The 24,697-nt window shown below is 54.7% G+C and carries 26 protein-coding genes; 15 read left to right on the top strand and 11 right to left on the bottom strand.

The window, feature by feature from the left end; all coding sequences use genetic code 11:
* Positions 1-87: 87 nt before the first annotated feature.
* Together DX909_RS03695 and DX909_RS03690 are read right to left on the bottom strand one after the other, a co-directional pair.
* Positions 88-576 (bottom strand): NUDIX domain-containing protein, encoded by a 489-nt coding sequence (locus tag DX909_RS03695; protein WP_128543694.1) that lies wholly within the window; start codon positions 574-576, stop codon positions 88-90.
* A gap of 134 nt (positions 577-710) precedes the next feature.
* On the bottom strand, positions 711-1,148 hold the full coding sequence (locus tag DX909_RS03690) for a CBS domain-containing protein (protein WP_128543693.1): 438 nt from the start codon (positions 1,146-1,148) through the stop codon (positions 711-713).
* 204 nt (positions 1,149-1,352) lie between these two features.
* On the opposite strand from DX909_RS03690, the gene DX909_RS03685 reads away from it, so the two are divergent.
* The 3 genes from DX909_RS03685 to DX909_RS03675 are packed head-to-tail and all read left to right on the top strand — an operon-like array spanning position 1,353 to position 3,544.
* Positions 1,353-1,763 carry a hypothetical protein gene (locus DX909_RS03685; RefSeq protein WP_128543692.1) on the top strand — a complete coding sequence of 137 codons (411 nt, stop codon included), beginning with the start codon at positions 1,353-1,355 and terminating at the stop codon, positions 1,761-1,763.
* A gap of 44 nt (positions 1,764-1,807) precedes the next feature.
* Positions 1,808-3,229 carry an ATP-dependent DNA helicase gene (locus DX909_RS03680; protein WP_128543691.1) on the top strand — a complete coding sequence of 474 codons (1,422 nt, stop codon included), beginning with the start codon at positions 1,808-1,810 and terminating at the stop codon, positions 3,227-3,229.
* A gap of 21 nt (positions 3,230-3,250) precedes the next feature.
* Positions 3,251-3,544 (top strand): hypothetical protein, encoded by a 294-nt coding sequence (locus DX909_RS03675; protein ID WP_128543690.1) that lies wholly within the window; start codon positions 3,251-3,253, stop codon positions 3,542-3,544.
* Here DX909_RS03675 and DX909_RS03670 read toward each other — a convergent pair.
* Positions 3,454-4,140 carry a hypothetical protein gene (locus DX909_RS03670; RefSeq protein WP_128543689.1) on the bottom strand — a complete coding sequence of 229 codons (687 nt, stop codon included), beginning with the start codon at positions 4,138-4,140 and terminating at the stop codon, positions 3,454-3,456. The two genes, DX909_RS03675 and DX909_RS03670, sit on opposite strands and share 91 nt — an antisense overlap.
* Before the next feature lie 154 nt (positions 4,141-4,294).
* On the opposite strand from DX909_RS03670, the gene DX909_RS03665 reads away from it, so the two are divergent.
* Complete coding sequence (locus DX909_RS03665) at positions 4,295-5,044, top strand: LytR/AlgR family response regulator transcription factor (protein WP_128543688.1); 750 nt, start codon at positions 4,295-4,297, stop codon at positions 5,042-5,044.
* Positions 5,045-5,188: 144 nt separating this feature from the next.
* Here DX909_RS03665 and ald read toward each other — a convergent pair whose 3' ends face one another.
* Positions 5,189-6,325: an alanine dehydrogenase gene (ald, locus tag DX909_RS03660; RefSeq protein WP_128543687.1), complete on the bottom strand. Its 1,137-nt coding sequence runs from the start codon at positions 6,323-6,325 to the stop codon at positions 5,189-5,191.
* A 178-nt stretch (positions 6,326-6,503) separates the two neighbouring features.
* Between ald and DX909_RS03655 the strand changes: the two genes are divergently transcribed.
* Entirely contained in the window at positions 6,504-6,965 is a 462-nt protein-coding gene (locus DX909_RS03655; protein ID WP_128543686.1) for an Lrp/AsnC family transcriptional regulator, read from the top strand.
* A gap of 4 nt (positions 6,966-6,969) precedes the next feature.
* Here DX909_RS03655 and DX909_RS03650 read toward each other — a convergent pair whose 3' ends face one another.
* From DX909_RS03650 to DX909_RS03640, 3 genes are all read right to left on the bottom strand, one after another.
* A complete protein-coding gene (locus DX909_RS03650) occupies positions 6,970-8,133 on the bottom strand; it encodes an NAD(P)/FAD-dependent oxidoreductase (RefSeq protein WP_128543685.1) in 1,164 nt (387 codons plus the stop codon).
* A gap of 93 nt (positions 8,134-8,226) precedes the next feature.
* Positions 8,227-8,760 carry a ferritin gene (locus DX909_RS03645; RefSeq protein WP_128543684.1) on the bottom strand — a complete coding sequence of 178 codons (534 nt, stop codon included), beginning with the start codon at positions 8,758-8,760 and terminating at the stop codon, positions 8,227-8,229.
* Positions 8,761-8,964: 204 nt separating this feature from the next.
* Positions 8,965-9,318 carry a hypothetical protein gene (locus DX909_RS03640; RefSeq protein WP_229310934.1) on the bottom strand — a complete coding sequence of 118 codons (354 nt, stop codon included), beginning with the start codon at positions 9,316-9,318 and terminating at the stop codon, positions 8,965-8,967.
* Positions 9,319-9,485: 167 nt separating this feature from the next.
* Between DX909_RS03640 and DX909_RS03635 the strand changes: the two genes are divergently transcribed.
* The 6 genes from DX909_RS03635 (at position 9,486) to lepB (ending at position 15,128) form a co-directional block, all read left to right on the top strand.
* The gene (locus tag DX909_RS03635) at positions 9,486-10,508 is read left to right on the top strand and encodes an SPASM domain-containing protein (protein WP_128543683.1); all 1,023 of its coding nucleotides are present in this window, start codon (positions 9,486-9,488) and stop codon (positions 10,506-10,508) included.
* 237 nt (positions 10,509-10,745) lie between these two features.
* On the top strand, positions 10,746-11,534 hold the full coding sequence (locus DX909_RS03630; protein ID WP_128543682.1) for a ParA family protein: 789 nt from the start codon (positions 10,746-10,748) through the stop codon (positions 11,532-11,534).
* Positions 11,535-11,557: 23 nt separating this feature from the next.
* A complete protein-coding gene (locus DX909_RS03625) occupies positions 11,558-12,478 on the top strand; it encodes a ParB/RepB/Spo0J family partition protein (RefSeq protein ID WP_128543681.1) in 921 nt (306 codons plus the stop codon).
* A gap of 60 nt (positions 12,479-12,538) precedes the next feature.
* Positions 12,539-13,192 (top strand): DUF5683 domain-containing protein, encoded by a 654-nt coding sequence (locus tag DX909_RS03620; protein ID WP_128543680.1) that lies wholly within the window; start codon positions 12,539-12,541, stop codon positions 13,190-13,192.
* Between the two features lie 22 nt (positions 13,193-13,214).
* Entirely contained in the window at positions 13,215-13,976 is a 762-nt protein-coding gene (gene dapB, locus DX909_RS03615; RefSeq protein WP_128543679.1) for a 4-hydroxy-tetrahydrodipicolinate reductase, read from the top strand.
* Between the two features lie 18 nt (positions 13,977-13,994).
* Positions 13,995-15,128, top strand: coding sequence for a signal peptidase I (gene lepB, locus DX909_RS03610; RefSeq protein WP_128543678.1), 1,134 nt, complete (start codon positions 13,995-13,997; stop codon positions 15,126-15,128).
* 59 nt (positions 15,129-15,187) lie between these two features.
* Here the strand turns inward: lepB and ung are convergent, their stop codons facing one another.
* Complete coding sequence (gene ung, locus DX909_RS03605) at positions 15,188-15,853, bottom strand: uracil-DNA glycosylase (RefSeq protein ID WP_128543677.1); 666 nt, start codon at positions 15,851-15,853, stop codon at positions 15,188-15,190.
* 130 nt (positions 15,854-15,983) lie between these two features.
* On the opposite strand from ung, the gene apaG reads away from it, so the two are divergent.
* From apaG to DX909_RS03590, 3 genes are all read left to right on the top strand, one after another.
* Entirely contained in the window at positions 15,984-16,370 is a 387-nt protein-coding gene (gene apaG / locus DX909_RS03600; RefSeq protein ID WP_128543676.1) for a Co2+/Mg2+ efflux facilitator ApaG/CorD, read from the top strand.
* 24 nt (positions 16,371-16,394) lie between these two features.
* Positions 16,395-17,168, top strand: a complete 774-nt coding sequence (locus tag DX909_RS03595) for an O-methyltransferase (RefSeq protein ID WP_128543675.1) — start codon at positions 16,395-16,397, stop codon at positions 17,166-17,168.
* Between the two features lie 95 nt (positions 17,169-17,263).
* Positions 17,264-18,649: a monooxygenase gene (locus DX909_RS03590; protein WP_229310933.1), complete on the top strand. Its 1,386-nt coding sequence runs from the start codon at positions 17,264-17,266 to the stop codon at positions 18,647-18,649.
* A 62-nt stretch (positions 18,650-18,711) separates the two neighbouring features.
* On the opposite strand, the gene DX909_RS03585 is transcribed toward DX909_RS03590, so the two are convergent.
* The 3 genes from DX909_RS03585 to DX909_RS03575 all read right to left on the bottom strand — a co-directional run bounded on the left by DX909_RS03585 (position 18,712) and on the right by DX909_RS03575 (position 23,267).
* Positions 18,712-20,571: a DEAD/DEAH box helicase gene (locus DX909_RS03585; protein ID WP_128543674.1), complete on the bottom strand. Its 1,860-nt coding sequence runs from the start codon at positions 20,569-20,571 to the stop codon at positions 18,712-18,714.
* Between the two features lie 409 nt (positions 20,572-20,980).
* Positions 20,981-22,300, bottom strand: coding sequence for an anthranilate synthase component I family protein (locus tag DX909_RS03580; protein WP_128543673.1), 1,320 nt, complete (start codon positions 22,298-22,300; stop codon positions 20,981-20,983).
* Between the two features lie 4 nt (positions 22,301-22,304).
* Positions 22,305-23,267 (bottom strand): NYN domain-containing protein, encoded by a 963-nt coding sequence (locus tag DX909_RS03575; RefSeq protein WP_128543672.1) that lies wholly within the window; start codon positions 23,265-23,267, stop codon positions 22,305-22,307.
* Between the two features lie 253 nt (positions 23,268-23,520).
* Between DX909_RS03575 and hisB the strand changes: the two genes are divergently transcribed.
* A complete protein-coding gene (gene hisB, locus DX909_RS03570) occupies positions 23,521-24,645 on the top strand; it encodes a bifunctional histidinol-phosphatase/imidazoleglycerol-phosphate dehydratase HisB (RefSeq protein WP_128543671.1) in 1,125 nt (374 codons plus the stop codon).
* The last annotated feature ends 52 nt before the right edge of the window (positions 24,646-24,697 follow it).

The following is a 24,697-nucleotide window of genomic DNA, read 5'->3' as shown; positions in this document are numbered from 1 at the left end:
ACTATTAGCAGTGGGACAATAAACGAAGCCGGATCAGCCTGAAAAACGAACGGATATAAATATACAAGGATATCGGACAATATATTCTTATTGTTTTAAATAACCTTTCAAGCGGAATACGTCGTCCATCGACCGACACATCCGAAACAGGCGGTGTACTTCGTTTTCGGGATAACTTTTTATTTCTTCGAAGGTCATCAGCCGGACTTCGGTGATGATCTGGGACTCCTCGCTCATTTCGGGGTCGTGGCCCTGGCCCAGCTTCCCGCCGACGATCCGCACGGCAAAGAACAGTTCCATCGCGTGCAGGGGTGATTCCATGAACTCGTTGACGAACAGCAACTCGCCCACTTCCACCTCCAGACCGGTTTCCTCCCGAAATTCACGAACAAGGGCTTCGTAGGCGTTTTCGCTGAACTGGGGGCCTCCGCCGGGCGGACACCAGAACGTATCGGTCGGGCCGATGCCCCGGTGGCGAACCATCAGCAGTTTATGATCGATCAGACACAGGCCGCATACCCTGACCCGCAGGCGGTTCCCGTATAAACGGACTACCTCTTCGCGTGCATTATCCAACGTTTCGATTAGTTTTTGGCAGCGCAAAGATAGCGGATTCTCCCGAAAGCCGGATAGGAGCCGGAAAATGAACCCGCCGGAGCGCCGGAGCGCCGGTTCGCCGGGGCGGGTTCAGGGTCAATGAGCGGGGCGGGTTAGTAGAGACTACCGGAGATATAGCTTTCCAGCGAGTCGATCCGGGCTTTCTGATCCCGGATGATGCTGTTTACGACGTCGTTGATCGAAATGATGCCGATCAGCTCGTTCTGGTCGACAACCGGGAGGTGACGGATGTGCTTTTCGGACATCAGAATCATGGCGTCCTCCATGGGCTGGTCGGAGGTAATGGTGATCAGATTGGACGTCATCACGTCGCGGATGGAAGTTTCCCGGGAGTGCCGGCCCTGGAGAATCCCTTTGCGGGCATAATCCCGCTCCGAGAAAATGCCGGTCAGTTCGCCGTTATCGATCACCAGAATCGCGCCGATGTTTTTTTCGGCCATCGTCACGAGGGCATCGTAAACGGTGGAATCGGACGTGACGGAGTAGATGGTGTTGATGGCTTTTCCCTGTAAAATCTGACGGATCTTCATGGCTGTTCAGGAGTGATTTTGAGAATGGTAGAGGTTGAAAATAACGGTCAGCTATGATAAAAGCAATTTTAAGTTGTAATTTTCTTAAGCATTGAAACATGGTCTTTCATTAAACTATTCGGACAGCGGCCGGTACAGGGAAGAGATTGAGGGAAGAATGGCGGATATTCCGTTTCTTTAAAACAGAATTGAACACCGGGTGGGATGACGTATGGATCAGGGGCCGGCTTCAGGCCGGTGAAAGAAATGTATTCGGCAGGAATCGCATTGGTTCTGCTGGTGATGGTTCTTGCGGGTTGCCGCAAACCGCCGGTAACGGATGCGGAGGAGGGCGGTTCCGGCCTGGAAGGAACGTGGCGGAAAGTCAGCCGGGAGGAGTGCAGCGGCCGTTATCCGGACGAGATCACGTTTGAACGCAACGGCTTTTACGAAACCCAGTCGGAGGTGACGGCCGTCCAGCCGGTCTGGGACGTCGGGACATTCAAAGCCGAAAAAAACACCGTCCGGATTTCCAATTCGAAGGACGTCGGGCAGTCGTACCGGTTCAGTCTGAAGGAGGATACGGTGACCTTCCAGGATGCGCAAGGCTGCCGGACCGCCTACCGGAGAATGTAGCGCCCCGCTTGAGAAAACCCGCCGTTTGCCGTAACTTAGAGCGTATGAATGAGACCCTCACGCCCGCCCAGTTGCTGGCGAAACGATTCCCTTTCAAACCGACTGCCGGTCAGCAGGAGTTCTTCGAACGCCTTGCCCAGTTTCTGAATCGTGAAGAACACGAACATTACCGGGATTGCTTCCTGCTGAAAGGGTATGCCGGTACCGGAAAGACCACGCTGATCAGCACGCTTATCAAGTCCTTGCCCAAATTCGGGTATAAATCCGTATTGCTGGCCCCGACGGGCCGGGCCGCCAAGGTCATGGCCAACTACTCCAAACGGATGGCCCAGACCATCCACCGGAAAATTTACCGGCAGGTGGCCGACCCCAGTTCGGGCAACCTGGTTTTCCAGCGGCAGAAGAATTACCACGAAGACACGGTCTTCATCGTCGACGAGGCTTCCATGATCAGCGACGACGCCGAAATAGGCATGAACGGGCTGCTGGCCGACCTGGTCGATTTCGTGTTTGAAAGCCCCGGCAACCGTCTGATGCTCGTGGGTGACGTGGCCCAACTGCCGCCGGTCGGCCGGGAACTGAGCCCGGCCCTGGATAAGATCCACCTGGAGCGGAATTTCGATATGGTGGTCACCGAACAGGAACTGACCGAGGTCATGCGGCAGGACGAACATTCGGGAATTTTGCTGAATGCCACCACCCTGCGCGACGTCCTGAGCGATCCGCAGCCGAAGATTCAACTGAACGTCCGCAAGTTCCGCGACATCTTCCGGATGACCGGCGACCGGCTGGAAGACGGGATCCGGTACGCTTACGATAAATACGGCCGGGAGAACACGATCATCATCACCCGCTCCAATAAAATGGCCGTGCAGTACAATCAGTTCATCCGGCGGGCGATCAACCAGTGCGAGGAAGAACTCGATGCCGGCGACATGCTGATGATCGTGAAGAACAACTACACGGTGCTGGACGACGACTCCCCGGCGGGTTTTCTGGCGAACGGGGATTTCGTGGAGGTCATGAAAATCCGGAAACACGAGGAGCAGCACGGCCTGAAATTCGCCACCGTCACCCTCCGGCTGGTCGACTACGACGAACAGCCGGAATTTGAATCCAAAATCATCCTGAACACGCTGTATTCTCCGCAGCCCTCGCTGGGGCGGGATGAAAACCGGCAGTTGTACGAGAGCGTTCAGAAGGATTATTTTTACATAAAATCCAAACGCGAGCGGGCCGAGGCCGTGCGACGGGACCCGTACCTGAACGCCCTTCAGGTCAAATTCGCCTATGCCCTGACCTGCCACAAGGCCCAGGGGGGGCAGTGGCCGGCCGTGTTCGTCGATCAGGGATTTCTGCCCGAAGGCCAGACCAACCAGGAATTTATCCGCTGGCTTTATACGGCCCTGACCCGGGCCACCGACGAAGCGTTTCTGATGAATTTTATGCCTCAGTTTTTCGAATGACCGAACCCGAATTTCGGAAAGATGACACTTCAGGACTTTACCGACAGCCTGTCCGAAGCCAGACCCCCGGCCGGACTGCACCCCCTTGCCACCGCCCTCTGGTACGACGCGAAAGGCGACTGGAACCAGGCCCACGAAATTGCCCAGAGCCGGGAAGGAACCCGCGATTACGACCATCTGCACGCCTACCTCCACCGGAAGGAGGGCGACCAGTGGAACGCCGGTTACTGGTACCGACTTGCCGGAACGACGGTATTTGCCGGAACGCTCGACGAGGAATGGAACGTCCTGGCGGAAACCTTCCTGAAGAAATAAGCGATCATCAGCAGGCAGAATAACCCCGGCACCATCTGGCTGTAGGGCTGCCAGGCCGGAAAAACGTTCCCGCAGAAAGCCGAGAGCAGAGCGCCGAAAGCGGAAATCAGTTTGTAAATGTGCTCGTAGAGCCAGAAGCCTCTCAGCCGTTCGAACCAGAGGAACCGTTTCACCAGATCGTAACCGGTCAGGAAAACGAGCGAACCGACGGTCGGGTAGATCACCGAGGGCGACCAGTTTCCCGCCCCCAGGTTCAGCCGGGCGGTATAAACCAATCCCGTAATCAGGACGATGACGGCGATGATCACGTCCTGCCGGCCGGCTTTTTGACGGCGCAGCCGCACGGCCCGAAAGCCCGAATACCCTTCATAGCCCGACAGCAGCGTCAGCAGCATCAGGAACGGCGTGCTTCGAAAGAACAGCGCCCCCAGAAGGCCCGTCAGCACGACCACCGCCAGTGTGCTGAGAAAATACCGCCCGAACCGGGTATGAAGCCCTTTTCGTTTCGGCGCGTTCAGGACCACCAGACCGAGCAGTAAGCCCGCTGTTCCGAACGCAATGTGAATCCAGAGATTGATAGAATGGATGGTTTGCATGGTCAGGTTCCGGCGTTGAACTGGAAACCGGAGAGAGACCAAAAATGGCCGAAAGCCGTGAATCCGGACGGTTTTTCGTGACCGGGGGCCTTCGCCGGTGACGAAGTGCTCTGGTCACGGAGGGGTGAAACGGCAATTTGCGTACTTTGGGCCGATGATGCTGAAGCGACTTTCCGAATCGTTCGTGGCCCGCAACCTGCTTGGGCTGCTGGCCCTGCTGCTGGCGCACTACCTGCCCGATCAGTACCTGCTTTCCGGAAGGGACGGATTCGAGCGGTATGCGCCGTATTTCTATCTGGTGCTGATGTACGGCTGGCTGATTCTGCACAACCGGGTACTTTTTGAGGGTATGTTTCTGAAGGGCCGGACGGGGCGGTATTTCGGCTGGCTGGCCGGTCTGGTAGGGCTCCAGTCGCTGAATATGTACCTCATTCTCCGCTACCAGTTTGGGGTGTCTCACGTGCTGCCTTTCCTGATCAGTTTTTACGTATATACCGTGACGGGCCTCGGGGTATATATGACGTTCCGGTTTCTGACCAGCCCGCCACCCGCACCGCCGGCGGCAAATACCGGTTCGGAAAAGTCGGGCCCGGCAGTTTTCGGTTGTCAGGTCGACGGAAGCCGGCTGGAAATTCCGTACGCGGACATTCTTTATCTGGAAAGTCTGGAGAATTATCTGAAAGTGGTGACCCGTTCGCGGACCCACGTCACCCGGATGACGATGAAAGAAGCCGAGGAGCGGCTCCCGAGGGATCGCTTCGTTCGGATCAGTCGGTCGCACATCGTTCAGGCGGATCTGATCCGGCGTTCGGACCCGAATGTGGTGGAGATCGGCGGCCGGGCATTCAGGGTAGGGCGGGTCTATAAACGGTACGTTTCGGAATACCTGAACCGCTTCCATTAAAAAAAGGCGCCAAACAGTTGCTCAGCGCCTTTCCGGTTACTTTATTCCTAAACCCTTATTAAAATTGTTGATGAAGCTACATTTTTAGTTTGAAGATTGAAGTATACGGTTCCTTAAAAATTTTAAAAACACCACAAACTGGTGTTAAGCGTTGATTTCTTCTTCCTTCCGGAGGATGTCGCCGACATTCGTCAGTTCCAGACCGAACGCTTCGGCCACTCCCTGATAAACGACCCGGCCGTCTACTACGTTCAGGCCGCGTTTCAGTTCCTCGTTTTCGCGGCAGGCCCGCTGCCAGCCTTTGTTGGCCAGCTGAAGGGCATAGGCCAGGGTAGCGTTAGTCAGGGCCACGGTCGAGGTATAGGGAACGGCCCCCGGCATATTGGCGACGCAGTAGTGAACCACATCGTCGATCACGTAGGTCGGATTTTCGTGGGTCGTCGGGGTGCAGGTTTCGATACAGCCCCCCTGATCGACGGCTACATCCACCAGCACGGTCCCGGGACGCATCAGTTTCAGCATTTCCCGTGTGACCAAATGGGGGGCTTTAGTGCCCGGAATCAGGACGGCCCCGATGATCAGGTCGGAATGCTTGACGGCTTCCCGAATGTTGTATTCGTTCGACATCAGCGTATCGACGTTTTCCGGCATGATGTCGGAAAGGTAGCGCAGACGCGGCAGGCTGATATCCATGATCGTGACGTGCGCGCCCAGACCGGCGGCCATTTTGGCGGCCTGCGTTCCGACGATGCCTCCGCCGAGGATCAGGACGTGGGCCGGTTTGACGCCCGGAACCCCGCCCAGCAGGATACCCCGTCCTTTCTGCGGTTTTTCAAGGTATTTGGCTCCTTCCTGAACGGCCATCCGGCCTGCTACTTCCGACATCGGAATCAGCAGCGGCAGGCTCCGGTCGGTTTTTTCAACGGTTTCGTAGGCCAGACATACCGCCTTCCGGCGAATCATGGCCTCCGTCAGGTCCTGAGAAGAAGCAAAATGGAAATAAGTGAACAGCAGCTGACCTTCCTTGATCAGTTCATATTCCGATTCGATCGGCTCCTTGACCTTGATGATCATCTCGGCAATGCCGTAAACCTCCTCGATGGTCGGCAGCATGACGGCCCCGGCCTCGATGTATTCTCCGTCTTCAAATCCGCTTCCTGAACCGGCGTTCACCTGAACGTAAACCGTATGCCCGAACTTGCGCAGTTCAGACACACCAGCCGGTGTCAGCGCGACGCGGTTTTCGTTATTTTTTATCTCCTTGGGAACACCGATCACCATGGGATTCTCTGAATTATGGTCTGTTGAATGTGGAAGTGCAAAGGTAGAAAGGGCCAAATGGAATTCTACGTAAAGAACGGATTTCAGGAAAAAGTGTTTATCTTTCGATAAAACAGGGAAAAAAATCCTGATTGCCGGCCTGAACCGGGAGGCCGAACCGAAAAATTTCCCTCAGGTCATGGTCGATAGAATAGACAGACAAATCCTGGCCCTTTTGCAGGAAGATGCCCAGTTGACCATTCAGGAAATCGGGAAGCGCATCAACCTCTCCAAGACACCCGTCCATGAGCGAATCAAACGCATGGAACGGGACGGAATCATCGAGAAACACGTTACGCTCCTCAATAAGAAAAAACTCGGCAACCTCCTGGTGGTGTTTTGCCAGGTCACCCTCGCCAAACAAACCCGCGACTCCTTTTTCGAGTTTGACCGGGCCATTGCCCAGTTGCCCGAAGTAATGGAGTGCAACCGGGTTTCCGGGACCTTCGATTACCTGCTGAAGGTGGTCGTGCGGGATATGGAAAACTATAACGCTTTTTATCAGGAACGGCTTTCCGTACTGCCCGGTATTCTCCACATCAGCAGTTTTTTTGTCATGGCCGAAGTGAAGAATACGACCGTCATTCCAGTCGAAGAGTAGCGAATCAGCCGGAAATCAGGTCTTTGGCCGGTGTTCGCCAATCGTTAAATGGCTCACCGTGCGTTCGCCGGATCACTCCGCGCAGCAAGGGCGGAACGGCGCCGAACAGCGAGACGGCCGCCCCTGACAGCCATTCGTCTCCGAATAGCCGCTGCGTAATCCGACCCACGCGCAGCCGACCGTCGAACTGGTCGGACCAGGCGCTGCGGTAACGGCGTTCCAGTTCGGCCCGGGTCAGGCGGCCCTTCAGGAAACCGGAGGCCAGGTCGGCCGCCAGCCAGCCGCCCCGGATCGCCATCGCCATTCCGTTGCCGCACAGGGGAGTGATCAGCCCCGCCGAATCCCCCGCCATCAGGATGTGATCCTCCACCGCCTGTTTGGGCGCAAACGACACTTCGTTAATCACTTCCGGTTTCTCATACAATAATTCCGAATGGCCGTAAATGGCCTTCAGGTAGGGGTTCCGCTGCAGAACGGCTTTTTCCAGTTCCGGTACGCTGCCGAACCGGCGGAGTTGGGCCCGCGTCGTCAGGTAGCACAGGCAGTAGTTTCCGTCTTCGATGGAAGAAAGTCCGCAGTAGCCGTCCTGAAAGTTGTGCAGGGCCACGGTATCGGCCCGAAATTCCGGCCGATTTTCGGCCGGGCGAATGTGGTATTTAACGCCGATGTAGGGCGAGGGCCGGCGCATGAACCGGCGGTCGAGCTGTTTGTCCAGTTTCGAGCGTTTGCCGAAGGCCCCGATGACCAGGCGGCTCCGGATAACCTCCCCGGTATTCAGGGTTACCGAAAACGAATCGCCGGAAAATGTGCAGCGTTCGGCCTGCCGGTTCAGCAGGAAGGTGATGCCTTCCCGTTTGCCGAGTTCATAAAGAGCATGGTCGAGCCGGAACCGACTGATGCCGAACCCGCCGAGGTCCAGAGCGGTTTCCAGCGACCGGCCCGAGGGCGCCGTAAACTGAAAACGGTCGATGCGGGTGGCCCCCATCCCCGTCAGCGGGAGGCCCAGCGATTCGAGGTAGGGGCGAACCTCGTTGGAAACATATTCCCCGCAGACCTTGTGAAACGGATAGGTTTTCCGTTCGATCAGCGTCACGGTCAGTCCGGCCCGGGTCAGTTCCAGCCCGGCGATCAGTCCGGCCAGTCCGCCACCGATGATTGTTACGTCCATGTGGGTTTTCCGAATACCTTTCCTTACAAGCAAAAAATCCCGGCCGATGTTTCGGCCGGGACAGGATAACTTGCTGTATCTGAAAGAAAAGCCTTATTCGGCGGCTTCGCCGTACGTGATTTTCGGAATTGCCTTGTCGATCATATACCGGCCGACGCCTTCCTCGCCGATGACGTCGAAGAGTTCAACGGCCCGGCGGGCGACATATTCTTCTTCGATCTGCTCCTGAACGAACCACTGCATGAACTGGTCGGTGGCGAAGTCATTCAGCTGACGGGCGGTGGCCACGATGCGGTTGATTGAGTTCGTCACGGCGATTTCCTGCTGGAGGGCCAGTTCGAACACATCCCGGAAGCCTTCAAATTCCTGCGGAACGTTGGTTACTTCCGGTGAAACCGCCGTGCCTCCGAGATCGGAGACGTATTTGAAGATTTTCAGCATATGGCTGCGTTCCTCTTCTGCCTGTTTGTAGAAGTACCCGGCGCTGTAATCGAAACCGTTCCGGTCGCACCAGGCCGCCATCGACAGGTATATGGCGGAAGAATGGGCTTCCATTTTTATCTGCTCGTTGAGAATCCGCTCCGTTTCTTCCTTCAGGGAGGTTCTCATTCTTACCAAATCTTTCATGGTTGTGTCGTTTTTGGGACGATATTCTTCGTTAAAAAGGAGGGCAGGCCCAACGTTTTTTACAAGTATACTATACGAAAGAAGAAAAAGTTTACGGGAGCGGTTGCCGGATCGAAATTTGGAAACAGTCTAATTGTGTCTCCGGCCATCCGGAGGGCATTTTTAGAGCAAAACGAGCGATTTGCACCTGGGGTTAACGGCGGCTCAGTAAACGACGGCGTTATAGATGCGTTCGTGCAGCAGGGTGTTCAGATCGAGGGCGAACCGGGTGCCGGCCAGAAGGTCGCGGAGCAGAATCAGGTCGCACAGATTCAGGACAAAAAGCTGGTCGGTGCGCGGAGCGTCGATGATTTCAACGTCGTAGGCATCGTCCGTATTGAAGATCATCGTGTGAATATCGACCGAATCGACCCGGCGCTTGAAGGTCAGGAAATCGGTGATCCGCAGCGAAACCGTAATGTCGCCGAACCGGATGATGATCCGGTTGGTGGCATCACATTGGTAGGAAGAACCTTTAGTATTCGAATATAATTCGGTAAGGTATTCGCTATTCAACACGGGTGATCCAATTAAATTTTTCCTGAAAACGGCGTGATCTGAGTTTTACTCCGTAAAAGTACAATTCAGAGCAAGGTCAGTCAAGGGTAATTTGAAATTATTCTAAATTATTGTGTGAACGTTTCTAACCGAAGCGGTTTACTTTTGCAGGGACAACGCCACCACCTATGAACCGCAACCTCGTCGACGGACTGAATTTTTTCTCGAAAACCACCCCGAAACGGGCCTGGAACGCGCTGAAGGTTCTTTCCAGTTATTATGAATCGAAGTGGACCGGAAAGGCCGTCCACCGGGGGTTGCCCATCGCCCTTTCGTTCGAGCCGACCACTTCCTGTAACCTTCGCTGCCCCGAATGCCCCAGCGGGCTGCGGTCCTTTACCCGCCCGACGGGAATGCTGCAGGATGACTTGTTCCGGCAAACCATCGACGAACTGGCCGACACCTTGCTGTATCTGATCTTCTACTTTCAGGGCGAACCTTACCTGCATCCCAATTTTCTGGACCTCGTCGGTTATGCCTCCAAAAAGGGCATCTACACGGCCACCTCGACCAACGCCCACTACCTCACCGACGCCAACGCCCGCAAAACCGTCGAATCAGGGCTCGACCGCCTGATTATTTCCATCGACGGCACTACCCAGGAAGTCTATCAGCAATACCGGGTGGGAGGGAAGCTTCATAAGGTCATCGAGGGAACGAAGAACATCCTGAAGTGGAAGAAGGAGCTGAAATCCAGAACGCCCCACGTGATTTTCCAGTTTCTGGTGGTACGGCCCAACGAGCATCAGATCGGAGACGTCCGGCGGCTCGCGGAGGAACTGGGCGTGGACGAAGTCGGCCTGAAGACCGCCCAGATCTACGATTACGAGGAAGGCTCCGACCTGATCCCGACCATCGACCAATACGCCCGCTACGCCCGGCGCCCCGACGGCCGGTACGAAATCAAGAATGCCCTCGACGGACACTGCTGGAAAATGTGGCATTCCTGCGTTATCACCTGGGACGGTCTGGTGGTGCCGTGCTGCTTCGACAAGGATGCGCATCACCGGCTCGGAGACCTTAAAACCCAGGGCTTTCGGGAGCTTTGGCAGGGAGAATCCTACCGGCAGTTTAGGGAGTCGCTCATCCGGTCAAGGACGGAGATCGAGATGTGCCGGAACTGCACCGAAGGCACCCAGGTCTGGGCCTGAATGACCGGTGCTTCCTTTTGCCTGAATGAAGGTTTCGGCCAGATTATCAGCGGGTTATTAATGGTCCGGCGGGCGAGTTTCCGGAGCCTGAACCAGCCTAAAAAATAGCTTTTTTGCGGAATTTCAATGGATGGGAACCGGGAAATTTCATTGTGGAACATTTTTTAAAAAAGCGTGGAACATTCCTTGTTTTAGAAAAACCATCTGTAGATATTTGGGTCTGTAACGAACAGACCCATGGGTAAAGTTATTGCAATCGCCAACCAGAAGGGGGGCGTCGGTAAAACCACCACAACTATCAATCTTGCGGCCAGTCTGGCGGCTCTTGAGTTCCGGACGCTTATCGTCGATGCCGATCCGCAGGCCAACTCCACCTCCGGCCTCGGTTATAATCCGAAAGAGATTGAGAATAGTATTTACGAGTGCATGATCGAAAATATCCGGACCCGGGACGCGATCATCCAGACCGATTTTCCCAACCTCGACCTGCTGCCGTCGCATATCGACCTGGTCGGGGCCGAAATCGAGATGATCAACCTCAAAAGCCGGGAGGAAAAGATGAAGGAAGCCCTGTACGACGTCCGCGACGACTACGACTTCATCATCATCGATTGTTCGCCGTCGCTGGGTCTGATCACGATCAACAGCCTGACGGCCGCCGACTCGGTCATCATTCCGGTTCAGTGCGAATACTTCGCGCTGGAGGGTCTGGGGAAACTCCTGAATACCATCAAGATTATCCAGTCGCGGCTGAATACCCACCTCGCCATCGAAGGCATCCTGCTCACTATGTATGATCTGCGGGTCCGGTTGTCGAATCAGGTGGTGGGGGAGGTCACCTCCCACTTTCAGCAGATGGTGTTCAGTACGATCATCCCCCGCAATATCCGTCTGAGTGAATCCCCCAGCTTCGGGCTGCCGGTGCTGGCCCAGGATGCCGACAGCAAAGGTGCCATCAGCTACCTGAATCTTGCCCGGGAAATTCTGACGAAAAACGGGATGCTGCCGCAGGACCAGACCGTGTAATACCCCCTTAACGATCTACCCAAATGGATAATACGAACACGAAGAGTAATCCGAAGAAAATGATAGGTCTGGGGCGGGGTTTAGGGGCCCTTCTGCAGGATAGTGAGCAGGTGAACCGGCCGAGCAAACCCTCGCCGTACGAGTCCATCTCGACCATGACCGAGATCAGTGTCAATCACGTTGAAACCAATCCGTACCAGCCCCGGACCCGGTTCGACGAAGAAGCGCTCGTCGAACTGGCCGAATCCATAAAATCGCAGGGAATCATCCAGCCGATCACGGTCCGGCAGCTTGGCCGGGACCAGTACCAGCTGATTGCCGGCGAACGGCGTCTGCAGGCCTCCCGGATGATCGGTCTGACTACCATCCCGGCCTATGTCCGTCAGGCCAACGACCAGCAGATGCTGGAAATGGCGCTGATCGAGAACATTCAGCGTGAAAACCTGAATTCCATTGAAATTGCCCTCAGCTACCAGCGGCTGATTACGGAATGCAACCTGAAACAGGAAGAACTCGGGGAGCGGGTTGGTAAAAACCGGACCACCGTGAACAACTACATCCGGTTGCTGAAACTGCCGCCGGTTATTCAGGCCGCCCTCCGCGACAACAAGATCTCCATGGGCCACGCCCGGGCCATCATCAATATCGATAACCCCGACATTCAGATTCGCCTGCTCAACCGGCTCATCGATGAGGACTGGTCGGTACGGAAGGTGGAGGAAGCCGTCCGGAACCTTTCCATTTCGCAGGAAGAACAACGGCCCGAGCGCCGGTCGACGCCTTACAAACAGGAAATCCGGGGCCTGCAATTCAAACTCTCCTCCCTGTTCGGAACGAAGGTTTCCATCAAGGCGGATGAGAAGCACAAGGGAGAGATCAAGATACCGTTCACTACCCAGGACGAATTGAACCGGATTCTGGAAGTCCTGAATTCCAAAGCTTAAAAAACGTTAATAAAGGTGGTTTCGGTTGCTTCTATGGCAAGACCTGCTTTCTTGGCAACCATGAGAAACGTAAAAATCGGGTTGTGGATGGTGCTGCTGGCCGGGAAAGTTCTCGCGCAGAATCCGGCGGCAGCCGTGAGGGATACGCTTCCGGTCGGATCGTCGACGCTCGTGCAGGTCCGGGACTCGCTCGGGACGCCGGCCGCCCTCGATACCTCCCGGCTATCGGCCGGACAGGAGGCCCGAATCCGGAAGATCGTACCGAGAAAGGCCGCCATCCGGTCGGCGATCCTGCCCGGGCTCGGGCAGGTTTATAACGGCCAGTGGTGGAAGGTGCCGATTATTTATGGCGGTTTCGGGGTAATGGTTTACCTGGCCAACTATAATCGGGAACAGTACCAGTTCTTCCGGAAATATGCCATTCAGGCCAATTACAGCCCTGACAAGACTACCAAAGTTCCGGGTTACACGGGCGACATTCCGGTCGGGAATCTGGAACGGGCGGCCAAAAGTGCCGCCCGGTACCGGGATTTCAATTACCTGGGCATGGCGCTGCTGTGGGGAGTCAATGTAATCGAAGCCAACGTGACGGCCCACCTGAAAACGTTTGATATTTCGGAAGATCTGTCGATGAAAATCGAGCCGACCGTCCTTCCCGTAGCGGGAACGGCCTTTCCGGTTCTGGGCGTCCGGCTTGCTTTTCATTTTAAGTAATGTTGTTTATTCCTGTTGTTCAATGAAAATTGTTTTGCTTGGTTACGGCAAGATGGGTAAAACCATCGAGCGGATTGCCCTGAGCCGGGGCCATGATATCGTGGGCCGGATCGACCTGAACAACCGGGCCGACCTCGATGCCCTCGGTGATTCGGAGGTGGATGTGGTGATCGAGTTCAGTTCACCGGAAGCGGCCGTCGACAACCTGCGGTATTGCCTCCGCCGGGGCTGGCCCGTCGTCTGCGGCACGACGGGGTGGCTGACCCACCGGGCTGAAATCGAAGAACTCTGCCGACAGACGCAGGGTTCCTTTTTTTATGCCTCCAATTACAGTATCGGCGTCAACCTGTTCTTCCGGCTGAACCGGATTCTGGCGCAGTTCATGCGGAACTATCCGTCCTATCACGTGTCGATGACGGAAGTGCACCACACCGAGAAAAAAGATGCCCCCAGCGGAACGGCCATTACCCTGGCGGAAGGAATTATGGAACACCTGCCTTCCGTAACCCGTTGGGTAAATGAGACATCGGACCAGAAAGCCGAACCGGCGCCCGATGCCGTCCTGATCGAGTCGGTGCGGGAGGGAACCGTTCCGGGAACCCACGTCATCCGGTATGATTCGGATGTCGATTCGATTGAAATCCAGCATGTCGCCCGCAGCCGGGAAGGTTTTGCGCTCGGGGCGGTGATCGCGGCCGAATGGCTCAGCAATCGCGATTCCGAAGGCGTTTCCGGCGTGTTCGGAATGGAAGACCTGTTGGGAGAAACCGTAAACGTATCATAGTTCAATTGTCCAAAAAGCATGTCATTAGTAAAAAATAGGGAAACTGCATCCAAACCGGCCCGGAAAGAGAAGTCACCCTTCCGGGAGTGGGTTGATTCCATCGTGTTTGCGGTTGTAGCGGCAACGCTCATTCGCTGGCTGTTTATGGAAGCCTTCACCATTCCGACACCTTCCATGGAAAAAAGCCTCCTGGTGGGGGATTTTCTCTTTGTGAGCAAACTCCATTACGGAACACGCACCCCGAAAACGCCCCTCCAGGTGCCGCTGACGCACCAGAAAATCTGGGGAACCGAAATTCCTTCCTACCTCGACTGGATTCAGCTGCCGCAATACCGCCTTCCCGGGTTTTCCTCCGTGAAGCAGGGCGACGTGGTGGTATTCAACTACCCGCCGGAAGACCAGTACCCGACCGACCTCCGGACCAACTACATCAAACGCTGCATCGGGATTCCGGGCGACGTGGTAGAGGTGCGCGACCGGCAGGTGTACGTCAACAACCAGGTGTTTGCGAACCCGCCCCGATCCGAGACGCAGTATTTTCTGAAAACCGGTTCAGTGATCAGCGCGAAGGTGTTCAAGCGATATGACATTACGGATTATGAGCAGGCCACCGAAACCTACGGCGACACCATTCCGGCCAACGACGCATCCGGCTATTACATCCATACCACGCCGGAAACCGCCGAACTGCTGAAACAGCAGGATTTTGTGCAGGGCCTCGAAACGATTACCGACCCGAAAGGCTACCATGACCCGATGATTTACCCGTCTTCTTCCTTATTCAACTGGAACAAAGACAATTACGGGCCGATTACCGTCCCGAAGGAAGGGGTTACCATTCCGCTGGATCAAAAAAACATCGCCCTCTACGGCACCGTCATCCAGAAATACGAAGGGAACGACAAGGTGGAACTGACCGAAAACTCCGTCAAGATCGACGGTAAGCCGGTGACTTCGTATACCTTTCAACAGAATTATTATTTCATGATGGGCGACAACCGGCACAACTCGGCCGATTCCCGGTTCTGGGGCTTCGTTCCGGAAGATCACATCGTAGGGAAGGCGGTTTTCATCTGGATGTCCATCGACCCCAACCCGGAAAGCGTCCTGAAAAAGATTCGCTGGAACCGCCTGTTCCGCATCATCGAGTAAAGCGATCTCCGGACCCCAAAAGCCCCTTCCGAATGCGGTTCGGAAGGGGCTTTTGAGTATTACCAGTCGATTTCCGGCAGACCCTTCCCCCGGAGGAAGTCGTTGGCCTGACTGAAATGTTTGTTGCCGAACCAGCCGCCCCACTGGGCCGCCATGGGGGAGGGGTGTTTGGCTTTCAGGACGTGGTGGCGTTTCGTGTCGATGATCGAGCCTTTTTTCTGGGCATAGGCACCCCAGAGAAGGAACACCAGATTTTCCTTTTCATCAGAAAGGTGTCTGATGGCGGCATCCGTGAAGGTTTCCCATCCCTTACCCTGGTGCGAACCGGCCTGACCGGCCCGGACGGTGAGGGTGGCATTGAGGAGGAGAACGCCCTGAACCGCCCACCGTTCGAGGTTCCCGGATTTCGGAATCGGCTTGCCGAGGTCATCCAGTATTTCCTTAAAAATGTTTACCAGCGAAGGCGGTTTGGTGACACCATCGTTGACCGAAAAGGCCAGTCCGTTGGCCTGTCCTTCGCCATGGTACGGGTCTTGTCCGAGAATTACGACCTTGGTCTGGTCGAACGGGCATTTGTCGAAGGCGTTGAAAATGAGTTTGCCGGGCGGGTAGCAGCGTTGGGTAGAATACTCCTGGCGGACAAATTCGACTAAATTAGGGAAGTAGGGCTTTTCAAATTCATCCTGCAGCCGCTGCTGCCAGGAGGGTTCGATGACAACCTTCATTGGAAATGGGTTTGCGATTTGGCGACAAAAAACGGAAAATATTTTTACCGAAAATATTCGGACCCGTATTGGATTTATAAACTCTGGAATCTAATTTTCGTTCTAAGGTTGTTCAACAACAGATATGAATATGATATCGGCCGTAACCGATGGCGTGAAGGTCAGTGTAATGACTGAATACCAGCCTGAATATTCCAGCCCGTTGCAGGCGCATTTCGTGTTTACGTATCGGATTACCATCGAGAACGGCAGCAGTTCGACGGTTCAGCTGCTGCGACGGCACTGGATCATTTACGATGCCAACGGCACCGCCCGCGAAGTGGAAGGGGAAGGCGTCGTCGGACAGCAGCCCGTTCTGGAGCCCGGCGAAGTGCATGAATATGTTTCCGGGTGCAATCTGCGGTCGAGCATGGGGAAGATGACCGGTACGTATCTGATGGAGCGTGTTTTCGACGGGCGTCAGTTTCGGGTCAATATCCCGGAATTTACGATGGTCGTTCCCTACCGTTTAAATTAAGAGTAGTCTCAAGTCTATAGTTTATTGATCCGCGCCTATTTACAGTACCTGCTTAAAGCCCGAAACGAGCATTCCCTGCATTCGCCTTTCGTTTTTGACCTGTATACCCAGGTCATCCGCCGGGACAATCCCGGAGAACCGGCTTTTGAACCCATCCGAACATTACGGAAAGAACTGTTGAAAGAAACCCGACGGATCCGGATCACGGATTTTGGAGCGGGTTCCCGCGTCAACACCGCCCGGGATCGAAGCATTCGCGACATCGCCCGGAACTCCGAGAAGCCGGCCCGTTTCGGGAGGCTGATGGCGCGGCTGATCCGGCATTTCGGGTCCGAAATAATTTTCGATCTGGGTACGTCCCTGGGAGTCACCACATTATATGAAGCCGTAGCGGCCCCGAAAAGCCGGATCATCACCTTTGAAGGCTGCCCGCAAACGGCCGCCGAAGCCGGGAAGAATTTTCGTAACTTAAGGTGCGAAAATATCCGGATCATCGTTGGAAATCTGGATGAAACCCTGGTGAGGGAAATCGGCCGGACGGATCGGATCGATTTCGCCTTTTTCGACGCCAATCATCGGCTGGAACCGACTGTCCGGTATTTTGAGACCTGCCTCGGGAAAGCGCACAACGAAAGCTGTTTTGTTTTCGACGATATCCACTGGTCCGGAGAAATGGAAGCGGCCTGGGCCGCGATCAAAGCGCATCCGGATGTAACTGTTACAATTGATCTGTTTTACATCGGGTTAGTCTTTTTTCGGAAACAGCAACCCAAACAGGATTTTGTTCTCAGATTTTAAACGATGTCTTGTCTGAAAAAGAAATAAATCGGTATGTTGCGACTTCAAATCCCACTCATCGTATTTCACGACTGTCTTGCCAACCTGTAAGATTTATGAACAAGCAAATGTACCGCTCCGCGCGATTGGGTATGGCCGTAGCCCTGGGTCTTTCAGTCCTTTCCTATTCCTGCAAGACCTCCTCGGAGGAGCCCAAAGAAGAACCGCAGCCCGTTGAAAAAGCGACGTTTGATCTGCTTCAGGACCGCATCCTGACCACCAGCTGCGCCCTTTCCGGCTGCCATTCCTCCGAAAACGACCCCACCTTCAACCAGCATAAACTGGTTCTGGCCGCCGGGAAGGCCCATAAAAATCTGGTGGGCGTCTCGCCCACCAATACGGCCGCGAAAAATAACGGTCTGCAGCGAGTCAAAGCCTTCAACGCCCTGGAAAGCCTCCTGTATCATAAGCTGAATACCGCGGCCAGCCATCACAGCGGGGCGGACTACGGTAACCCCATGCCGCTGGGTAAAGACCTTCTGACTGTCGGGCAAATCGAGTTTGTCCGCCGTTGGATCGAGGCCGGCGCTCCCGAAAAGGGGAGTGTCGTCGATGCCACCCTGCTTGACGACAAAACGCCGAGTTCCCGGCCCGACCAGTTTGAGGCTTTAGCCGCTCCGGCTGCCGGAGCGGGTTTCCAGATGACCATTCCGGCCTTCGACGTGGTCCCGAATTTTGAGCGGGAACTGTTCATCCGGAAGGCGGTCGGCAACAAGACCGATGTGTATGTAAAGCGGTTTCAGGTGAAGATGCGCGAAAAAAGTCACCATTTCGTGGCCTATGGTTTTGTGAATAACAATAACCTGCCCGAGATGGAAAAGGTCCGGGATCTGCGCAATCCGGACGGAACGGACAATATCGCCACCTACCTCCAGATGCAGAACCACATTTTCATGGCGGCCAGCCAGACTTCGACCAACGATTATTCGTTCCCCGAAGGCACGGCGATGAAGTTTCCGGCCAACACCACCCTCGACCTGAATTCTCATTACGTCAACAAGACCGATAAGCCGATCAAAGGGGAGGTCTATTTCAACCTGTTCACGATCGATCCTGCCCAGGTGAAATACGAGGTAAAGCCGCTGTATCTCATCAACGACAAGCTTACACTTCCGCCCAAAACCCGGACCGTAGTTACCAAAACTTTTGCGATGAAAAAGCGGGTTAAGGTGTTGATTCTCACCTCCCACACGCATAAACTCGGCGAAAAGTTCGTGATAAGGATTGCCGGGGGCGCCCGGGACGGGGAGGTGGTCTATACGGGTACCGACTGGGAACACCCGGAGATTCTGACCCTGAAAACGCCCCTGCTGCTGAATCCCGGTGAGGGTCTTACTTCGGAAGTTACCTACAATAATACGACCGATAAAACCGTCACGTTCGGACTGAAAAGCGACGACGAAATGGATATCATCTTCGGTTATTTTTACGAGGAGAATTAGAAGGAATACCGCATAAAAAAAGCCCGTCCTGTGACGGGCTTTTTGGCTTTGTAGGGCATAGGTTATCGGGAGACTTCAATCTGTACCCGTTTCCCCTTGATCGTATTCCCTTCCATGGCATCCAGTACGCGGTTGACCATGTCACGGGGCACGTCGACCAGCGTATGCTTATCGAAAATGTCGATGTGACCGATGCTGCTGCCCGGGATGTTGGCTTCCCCGGCGATGGCACCGACGATGTCACCCGGCCGAACGAAATCCCGGCGGCCGATGCTTACGAAAAGCCGGGTCATATTCGCTTCCCGTTCGCGGGGTGCGCGGTTTTCGTCGCGATCGAAGGACCCCCGGCGGCTATCGCCCCGGCGGTCGTCACTGCGACGTTCATCCCCACGACGATCGTCGCGATCCCCGAAGCGGCCATCCCGACGCGGGCGTTCTTCCCGGTCTCCGGCCCGGCCTCCCCGGCGGTCGTCGAAGCGGCCGCCACGGTCGAAGCGATCCCGACCGAAGCGCGAGTCACGTTCACCGCCCCGACGCTCCCGACGGTCTTCGTCATGGCCGAGGTTCTGGTCGGAGAATTCGTTTTTCTCAAGACCCATTCCCCGTTTTACCAGAGCCGACACCACCTGTTCGGTGGAAAAGCCGGAATGCTGGAGGGCGGTGAGCAGATCATTATACAGGTTGAGGTCCTCGCTGCTTTCGATGGTCTGTCTGACCTGATCGATGAAACGGGCCTTCCGGATGCCGACGATGTCCTCAAACGTAGGAATCACGCCTTTTTCCACTTTCACCTTGGTGTAGTTCTGGATTTCCCGGAACCGGTATTTTTCATCCTTGCCGACCAGCGAGAACGCTTTGCCGGACTTCCCGGCGCGGCCCGTCCGACCGATGCGGTGGACGTAATATTCTTCGTCGAGCGGAATGTCGTAGTTGATGACGGCATCCACATTATCGACGTCGATTCCGCGGGCGGCCACGTCGGTAGCCACCAGAATGTTGGTAACCCCGGACCGGAACTTCGACATGACGTTGTTCCGCTGGGCCTGGCGCAGGTCGCCGTGCAGCCCCTCGGCCTGATAGCCCCGGACCTGAAGGTCTTCGACGATTTCATCCACCCGTTTTTTCTGGTTACAGAAAACCAGCAGCAGTTTGAGGCTATACATATCGATCAGACGACACATCACCTCTACTTTGGCTTTCGGTTTTACCTCGAAATACACCTGTTCGATGTTCTGGTTGGTCAGCTCGTTCTTCACGACCTTCACCAGCACGGGATCTTTCTGGAACCGCTGGGTAATGGCCATGATCGGTTTCGACATGGTGGCCGAAAACAGGATCGTCTGGCGCTCTTCCGGCATATCTTCCAGGATGCTTTCGATGTCTTCACGGAAACCCATGTCGAGCATTTCGTCGGCTTCATCCAGGGTCATCATCCGGATGTTATCGAGTTTGAGCGTCCGCCGTTCCATGTGGTCCATGACACGGCCGGGCGTTCCGATGACGATGTGAACACCGCTTTTCAGGGATTTGATCTGCCGTTCGATGGAGTCTCCGCCATAGATGGCTTCCACCCGGACCCCCCGCTTGAATTTCGACAGTTTCCGGATCTCATCAGCTACCTGGAGGGCCAGCTCACGGGTCGGGCAGAGGACCAGCACCTGAGGGTGGCGGTCGGCTACGTCGATCATTTCGATGGCCGGAATACCGAAAGCTGCGGTTTTACCGGTTCCGGTCTGGGCCTGCCCGATCACGTCGCGGCCGTCCATGATCGGAGGAATAGCCTCGGCCTGAATGGGTGAGGGATGCTCGAAGCCCATTTCGGTAACGGCCTGCAAAATTTCTTCTGAAACATTCAGATCGGCGAAAGTCAGCTGCGGACTTGCCGGTTTGTTAATTTCCTGTTCTTGTACTTCAGGAGTCATGACTTGTAGTAAGTTTTGGAATGAAACGTATACAAGCGTCGATCGGCAGGAGGGTCGCTACTGAAAGCGAATCTGCGAAAGAAAAAGTATGAATAAATCGAGATACAGTCGTGAAGGAACCCAAATTTGCCCAGCCAAGCCCAACGAATTTTTAGCCCACTTTTGCGATTACGCCAAGGAATCGAACCAGTATTTTTGGCCCGATGCTGCGGTTGCCCAACGAATGATCACCCTTTTACCGGTCGACATCCGTGCAGCTCTGTTAAAATTGAAGAAAACCCAATGGAAGAGTATCCACTACAGAGGTCGGACGGATGTCCGCTTGAAAAACTGTTACAAAAGTAAGGATATTTTCTGAATGATCCAAGATTATTAGATTATTAATTGTATTTTTTCTGGAATACGGCCATTAGAGAACCGAAAGGATGGCCTGCGCCTTCAGAAGACACTCCTCATATTCCTGCTGAGGCTCAGCATCGTAGGTGATGGCACTCCCGACGGAAAATGACAGATAGCCGCTGCCGGCATTGTAAAGAATACTCCGGATGACGACGTTGAAATCGAAATCTCCGTCCGGCGTGATAAAGCCTGCGGCCCCGGAATACAATCCCCGCCGGCTTGCTTCATACAGGTCAATGAGTTCCATCGCCCGAACTTTGGGTGCCCCGGTCATACTGCCCATCGGAAAGGCATTTCGAACGGCCTCGGTAAACGGAAGTGCTTTTTTCAGGGAACCGGTTACGGTGGAAACCATCTGATATACCTGGGGAAAGCCGTAGATACCAAACAGCTCCCCGACCTGGACCGTGCCGGTTTCCGAACTGCGGGCCAGATCATTCCGCACCAGATCGACGATCATCAGGTTTTCTGCCTGTTCTTTCCGGCTGTTCCGGAGCTGTTCTTTCAGGGCCTGGTCTTCCTCCGGGTTGCGGCCGCGCCGGATGGTCCCCTTGATGGGCTGCGAAATAAGCCGGTCACGTTCCTTCCGGAGAAACCGTTCCGGTGAGGCCCCGATCAGGTACCGGTTGCCGGTTTTCTGGTAAACCGAGAAGGGCATGGGAGACCGTTCGTTTAGATGCCGGTAAACGTCCGCCGGCCGAATCCGGGCATTTTCCCGGAAAAATTCAATGCAGTAATTTAGTTCATAAACGTCCCCGTCGAGGATGTGCTGCCGGATTTTTTCAACGGTCTTCAGGTAGTCGTCCCGGCTGACGCGGCAGGTAAAACCGCCGGCTGCGCCTTCCGTTACCGGTTCGGGCAGGCGGGTCTTCAGGATTTCCTCCCAGACCTGTTCGGGATTTTCCCAGGATCGAACCGTTACCGATTCGTCATCAAAATCGATGAGATGGACCGGCTGGTAAAAGAATAAATCGGGAAAGCCGGTGCGGTTCGGGTGGCGACTGCTCAGGGACTCGATCCGGTTTTTCAGATCATAGCCGAAGAAGCCGATCCAAAAGTCCGGATGAGCCTGATGGTACCGGAACAGGGTATCGAACGGATCGTCCGGCCCATCCGGCACTTCCCGCATTTTGCCGGCGGCAAGGCGGGTAGGGAAGGGACCATAAGGATAGAAAGGGTTCGCCAGACGGGCGTGGTTTCCGTTAAAAAAGGTGAGGAATCCAAACCGGTTTTCCGCCCATTCCAGCGCCTTTCGGCGCAGTTCCTCTCCAGTGAAACCGGAAATTTCGACGGAAAATATTTCCTCCTGACGAACCCTGTCCAAAATCATTGGATCAATTGCTCAGCAAATGCACGTCGACGGCGATATCCTTTCCCTCGGCGTTTTTTCCGATGCGGAACTTGACCTCGTCATCGACCTGTAACTCGTTGAAATCGACGTCGTTGAGGCTTGTATAATGAAAGAATAAGTTGTTCGGCGGATAATTGATGAAGCCGTATCCGTTTTTCAGGCTGCGGATCGTGCTGATCTTGTAATCATCCGAATCGATTTCTTCTTCCTCCCCCGCCGGAAACCGGTTGAAGTTGGCTCCGGTGGTGGTAGCGAAGGCGCCGTTGCCGTTCAGAACCCGGGCCGATTGTTTCACGAAAAGGTTAAGGACCAGCGTCTCATTTTTCTTGAGCTTGGTATCGATCATTTCGTGCATGGCAACCGGATAGGAAACCTCGGCCAGCAGATCCTGAGAGGTGCGGGTTACCATTTTCTCGCCTTCGTCGTTGTAGTATTCGAAATCCCAGCTCAAAACCATCACCCGGGTGCCGAGGGTGTTGAGTTTGCGAATCAGCGGCACATAGTCGCCGTCGGCCGTAATGAGTACTACCACGTCGAACTGTTTCAGAATGCAGAGTTCAAACGTTTCCAGGGCCAGCCAGACGTCGATTCCCTTTTCCTGTCGCGAACCCTGAAAATTCTTGACCGGCAGATAATGGGTCACTACGCCTTCCGACATCAGGATGTCGTCGAACAAACGATCGTAAAACAATTGATTACCGCGCTGGCTGGCTTCATGGGCGTTCAGCCGCCCCCTGAAATAATGAGCATCCACGATCTGGCACAGACGGAAGTCGGTTTCTTCCTCCTCGGCGACCTGAGACCGTATGAATTCATGTAAACCCGAAATGCTGATGCGGCTGCGACGTTCGTGAGAATAATTGTAATAATTACTTACATGCAGAAAGTAGTTTCCATCATAAAATACCGCTATTCGGGTAAGTTTACTAGCTTTTTCGGTTTGCATTTTAATTTACGGAGTATAAACTTTAAAACTTCCATTGGTGCCGGAGACAATATCATAAACGAGCGTGGAGGTTCCCTACCTGCCTGAATCGACAACCACTTCCTTCAGCCTGCTGCTGATTCGGGCGAATCACAATAAGTTCTATACAAAACGAGGATTTTCAGAGAATAGTCTTTAAACGGGAATGCAAAAGTAATAGAATTGCGCCAGAAAAAGCAGAATCCTCTACCTTTGCGTGTCACCTATTAACTCCATGCGCAACGTTTTGTTTATCGACCGGGACGGTACGATTATTGTAGAACCGCAGCCGGACCAGCAGGTAGATTCGCTGGAAAAGCTGGAATTTCTCCCCAAATCCCTTTCCTGTCTTCGGAAAATCGCTGAGGAAACCGACTATGAACTGGTAATGGTCACGAACCAGGATGGTTTGGGTACGGCCTCTTTTCCGGAGGATACGTTCTGGCCCGCCCATCAGAAGATGATGAAGATACTGGAAGGGGAAAACATTCACTTCAGCGCCGTCCACATCGACCGCACCTTTGTACACGAGGGGGCTCCGACCCGCAAACCGGGTACGGGACTACTGACCGATTATCTGACGGGATCCTATAATTTGAGGGAAAGCTACGTCATCGGAGACCGGCTGACGGATATTCAACTGGCGGTAAACCTCGGAGCCAAAGCCATTCTGATTGCCGCCACGGACCCGGTCGATGGCCTGACTCCCGAAATGGGCCGGGCGCTGGCCCTCCGCACCGACGACTGGGACACGATTTATGAATTTCTGAAACTTCCGGCCCGAACCGCAGCCGTGGAACGGAATACGAAAGAAACCCGGATCCGGATCGAACTGAACCTGGACGGCCGCGGCCGGTCCGACATTCAAACCGGTATCGGCTTTTTCGACCATATGCTCGATCAGGTGGCCAAGCATTCCGGGGCCGACCTGACGATCCGGGTGGACGGCGATCTGCATATCGACGAGCATCATACCGTGGAGGACACGGCCCTGGCCCTGGGGGAAGCCTACCGCCGGGCCCTGGGCGACAAACGCGGCATCAGCCGGTACGGCTTTCTGCTCCCGATGGATGAAGCGCTGGCTCAGGTAGCGATCGATTTCTCCGGCCGGCCCTGGCTGGTTTGGGAAGCCGAATTCCGGCGCGAAAAAATCGGAGAGATGCCGACGGAAATGTTCTTTCATTTCTTCAAGTCGTTCTCGGATACGGCTTTATGTAATCTGAACATCAAAGTGGAGGGTCAGAATGAGCATCATAAAATCGAAGCCATCTTCAAAGCCTTCGCCAAAGCCATTAAAATGGCCGTGAAACGGGACCTGAAAGAGCTTGATAGCCTGCCCAGCACCAAGGGGGTATTGTAAGGATCGGTTTTCGGTCGGTTCCGTGGAATTTTAACCGGCGGCCTTCAAAAAT

Source organism: Larkinella soli, assembly GCF_003703975.1.
In the GTDB taxonomy this organism is placed as follows: domain Bacteria; phylum Bacteroidota; class Bacteroidia; order Cytophagales; family Spirosomataceae; genus Larkinella; species Larkinella soli.
The sequence above is the reverse complement of the archived record's forward strand: the minus strand, read 5'-3'. Positions and strand labels throughout refer to the sequence as shown.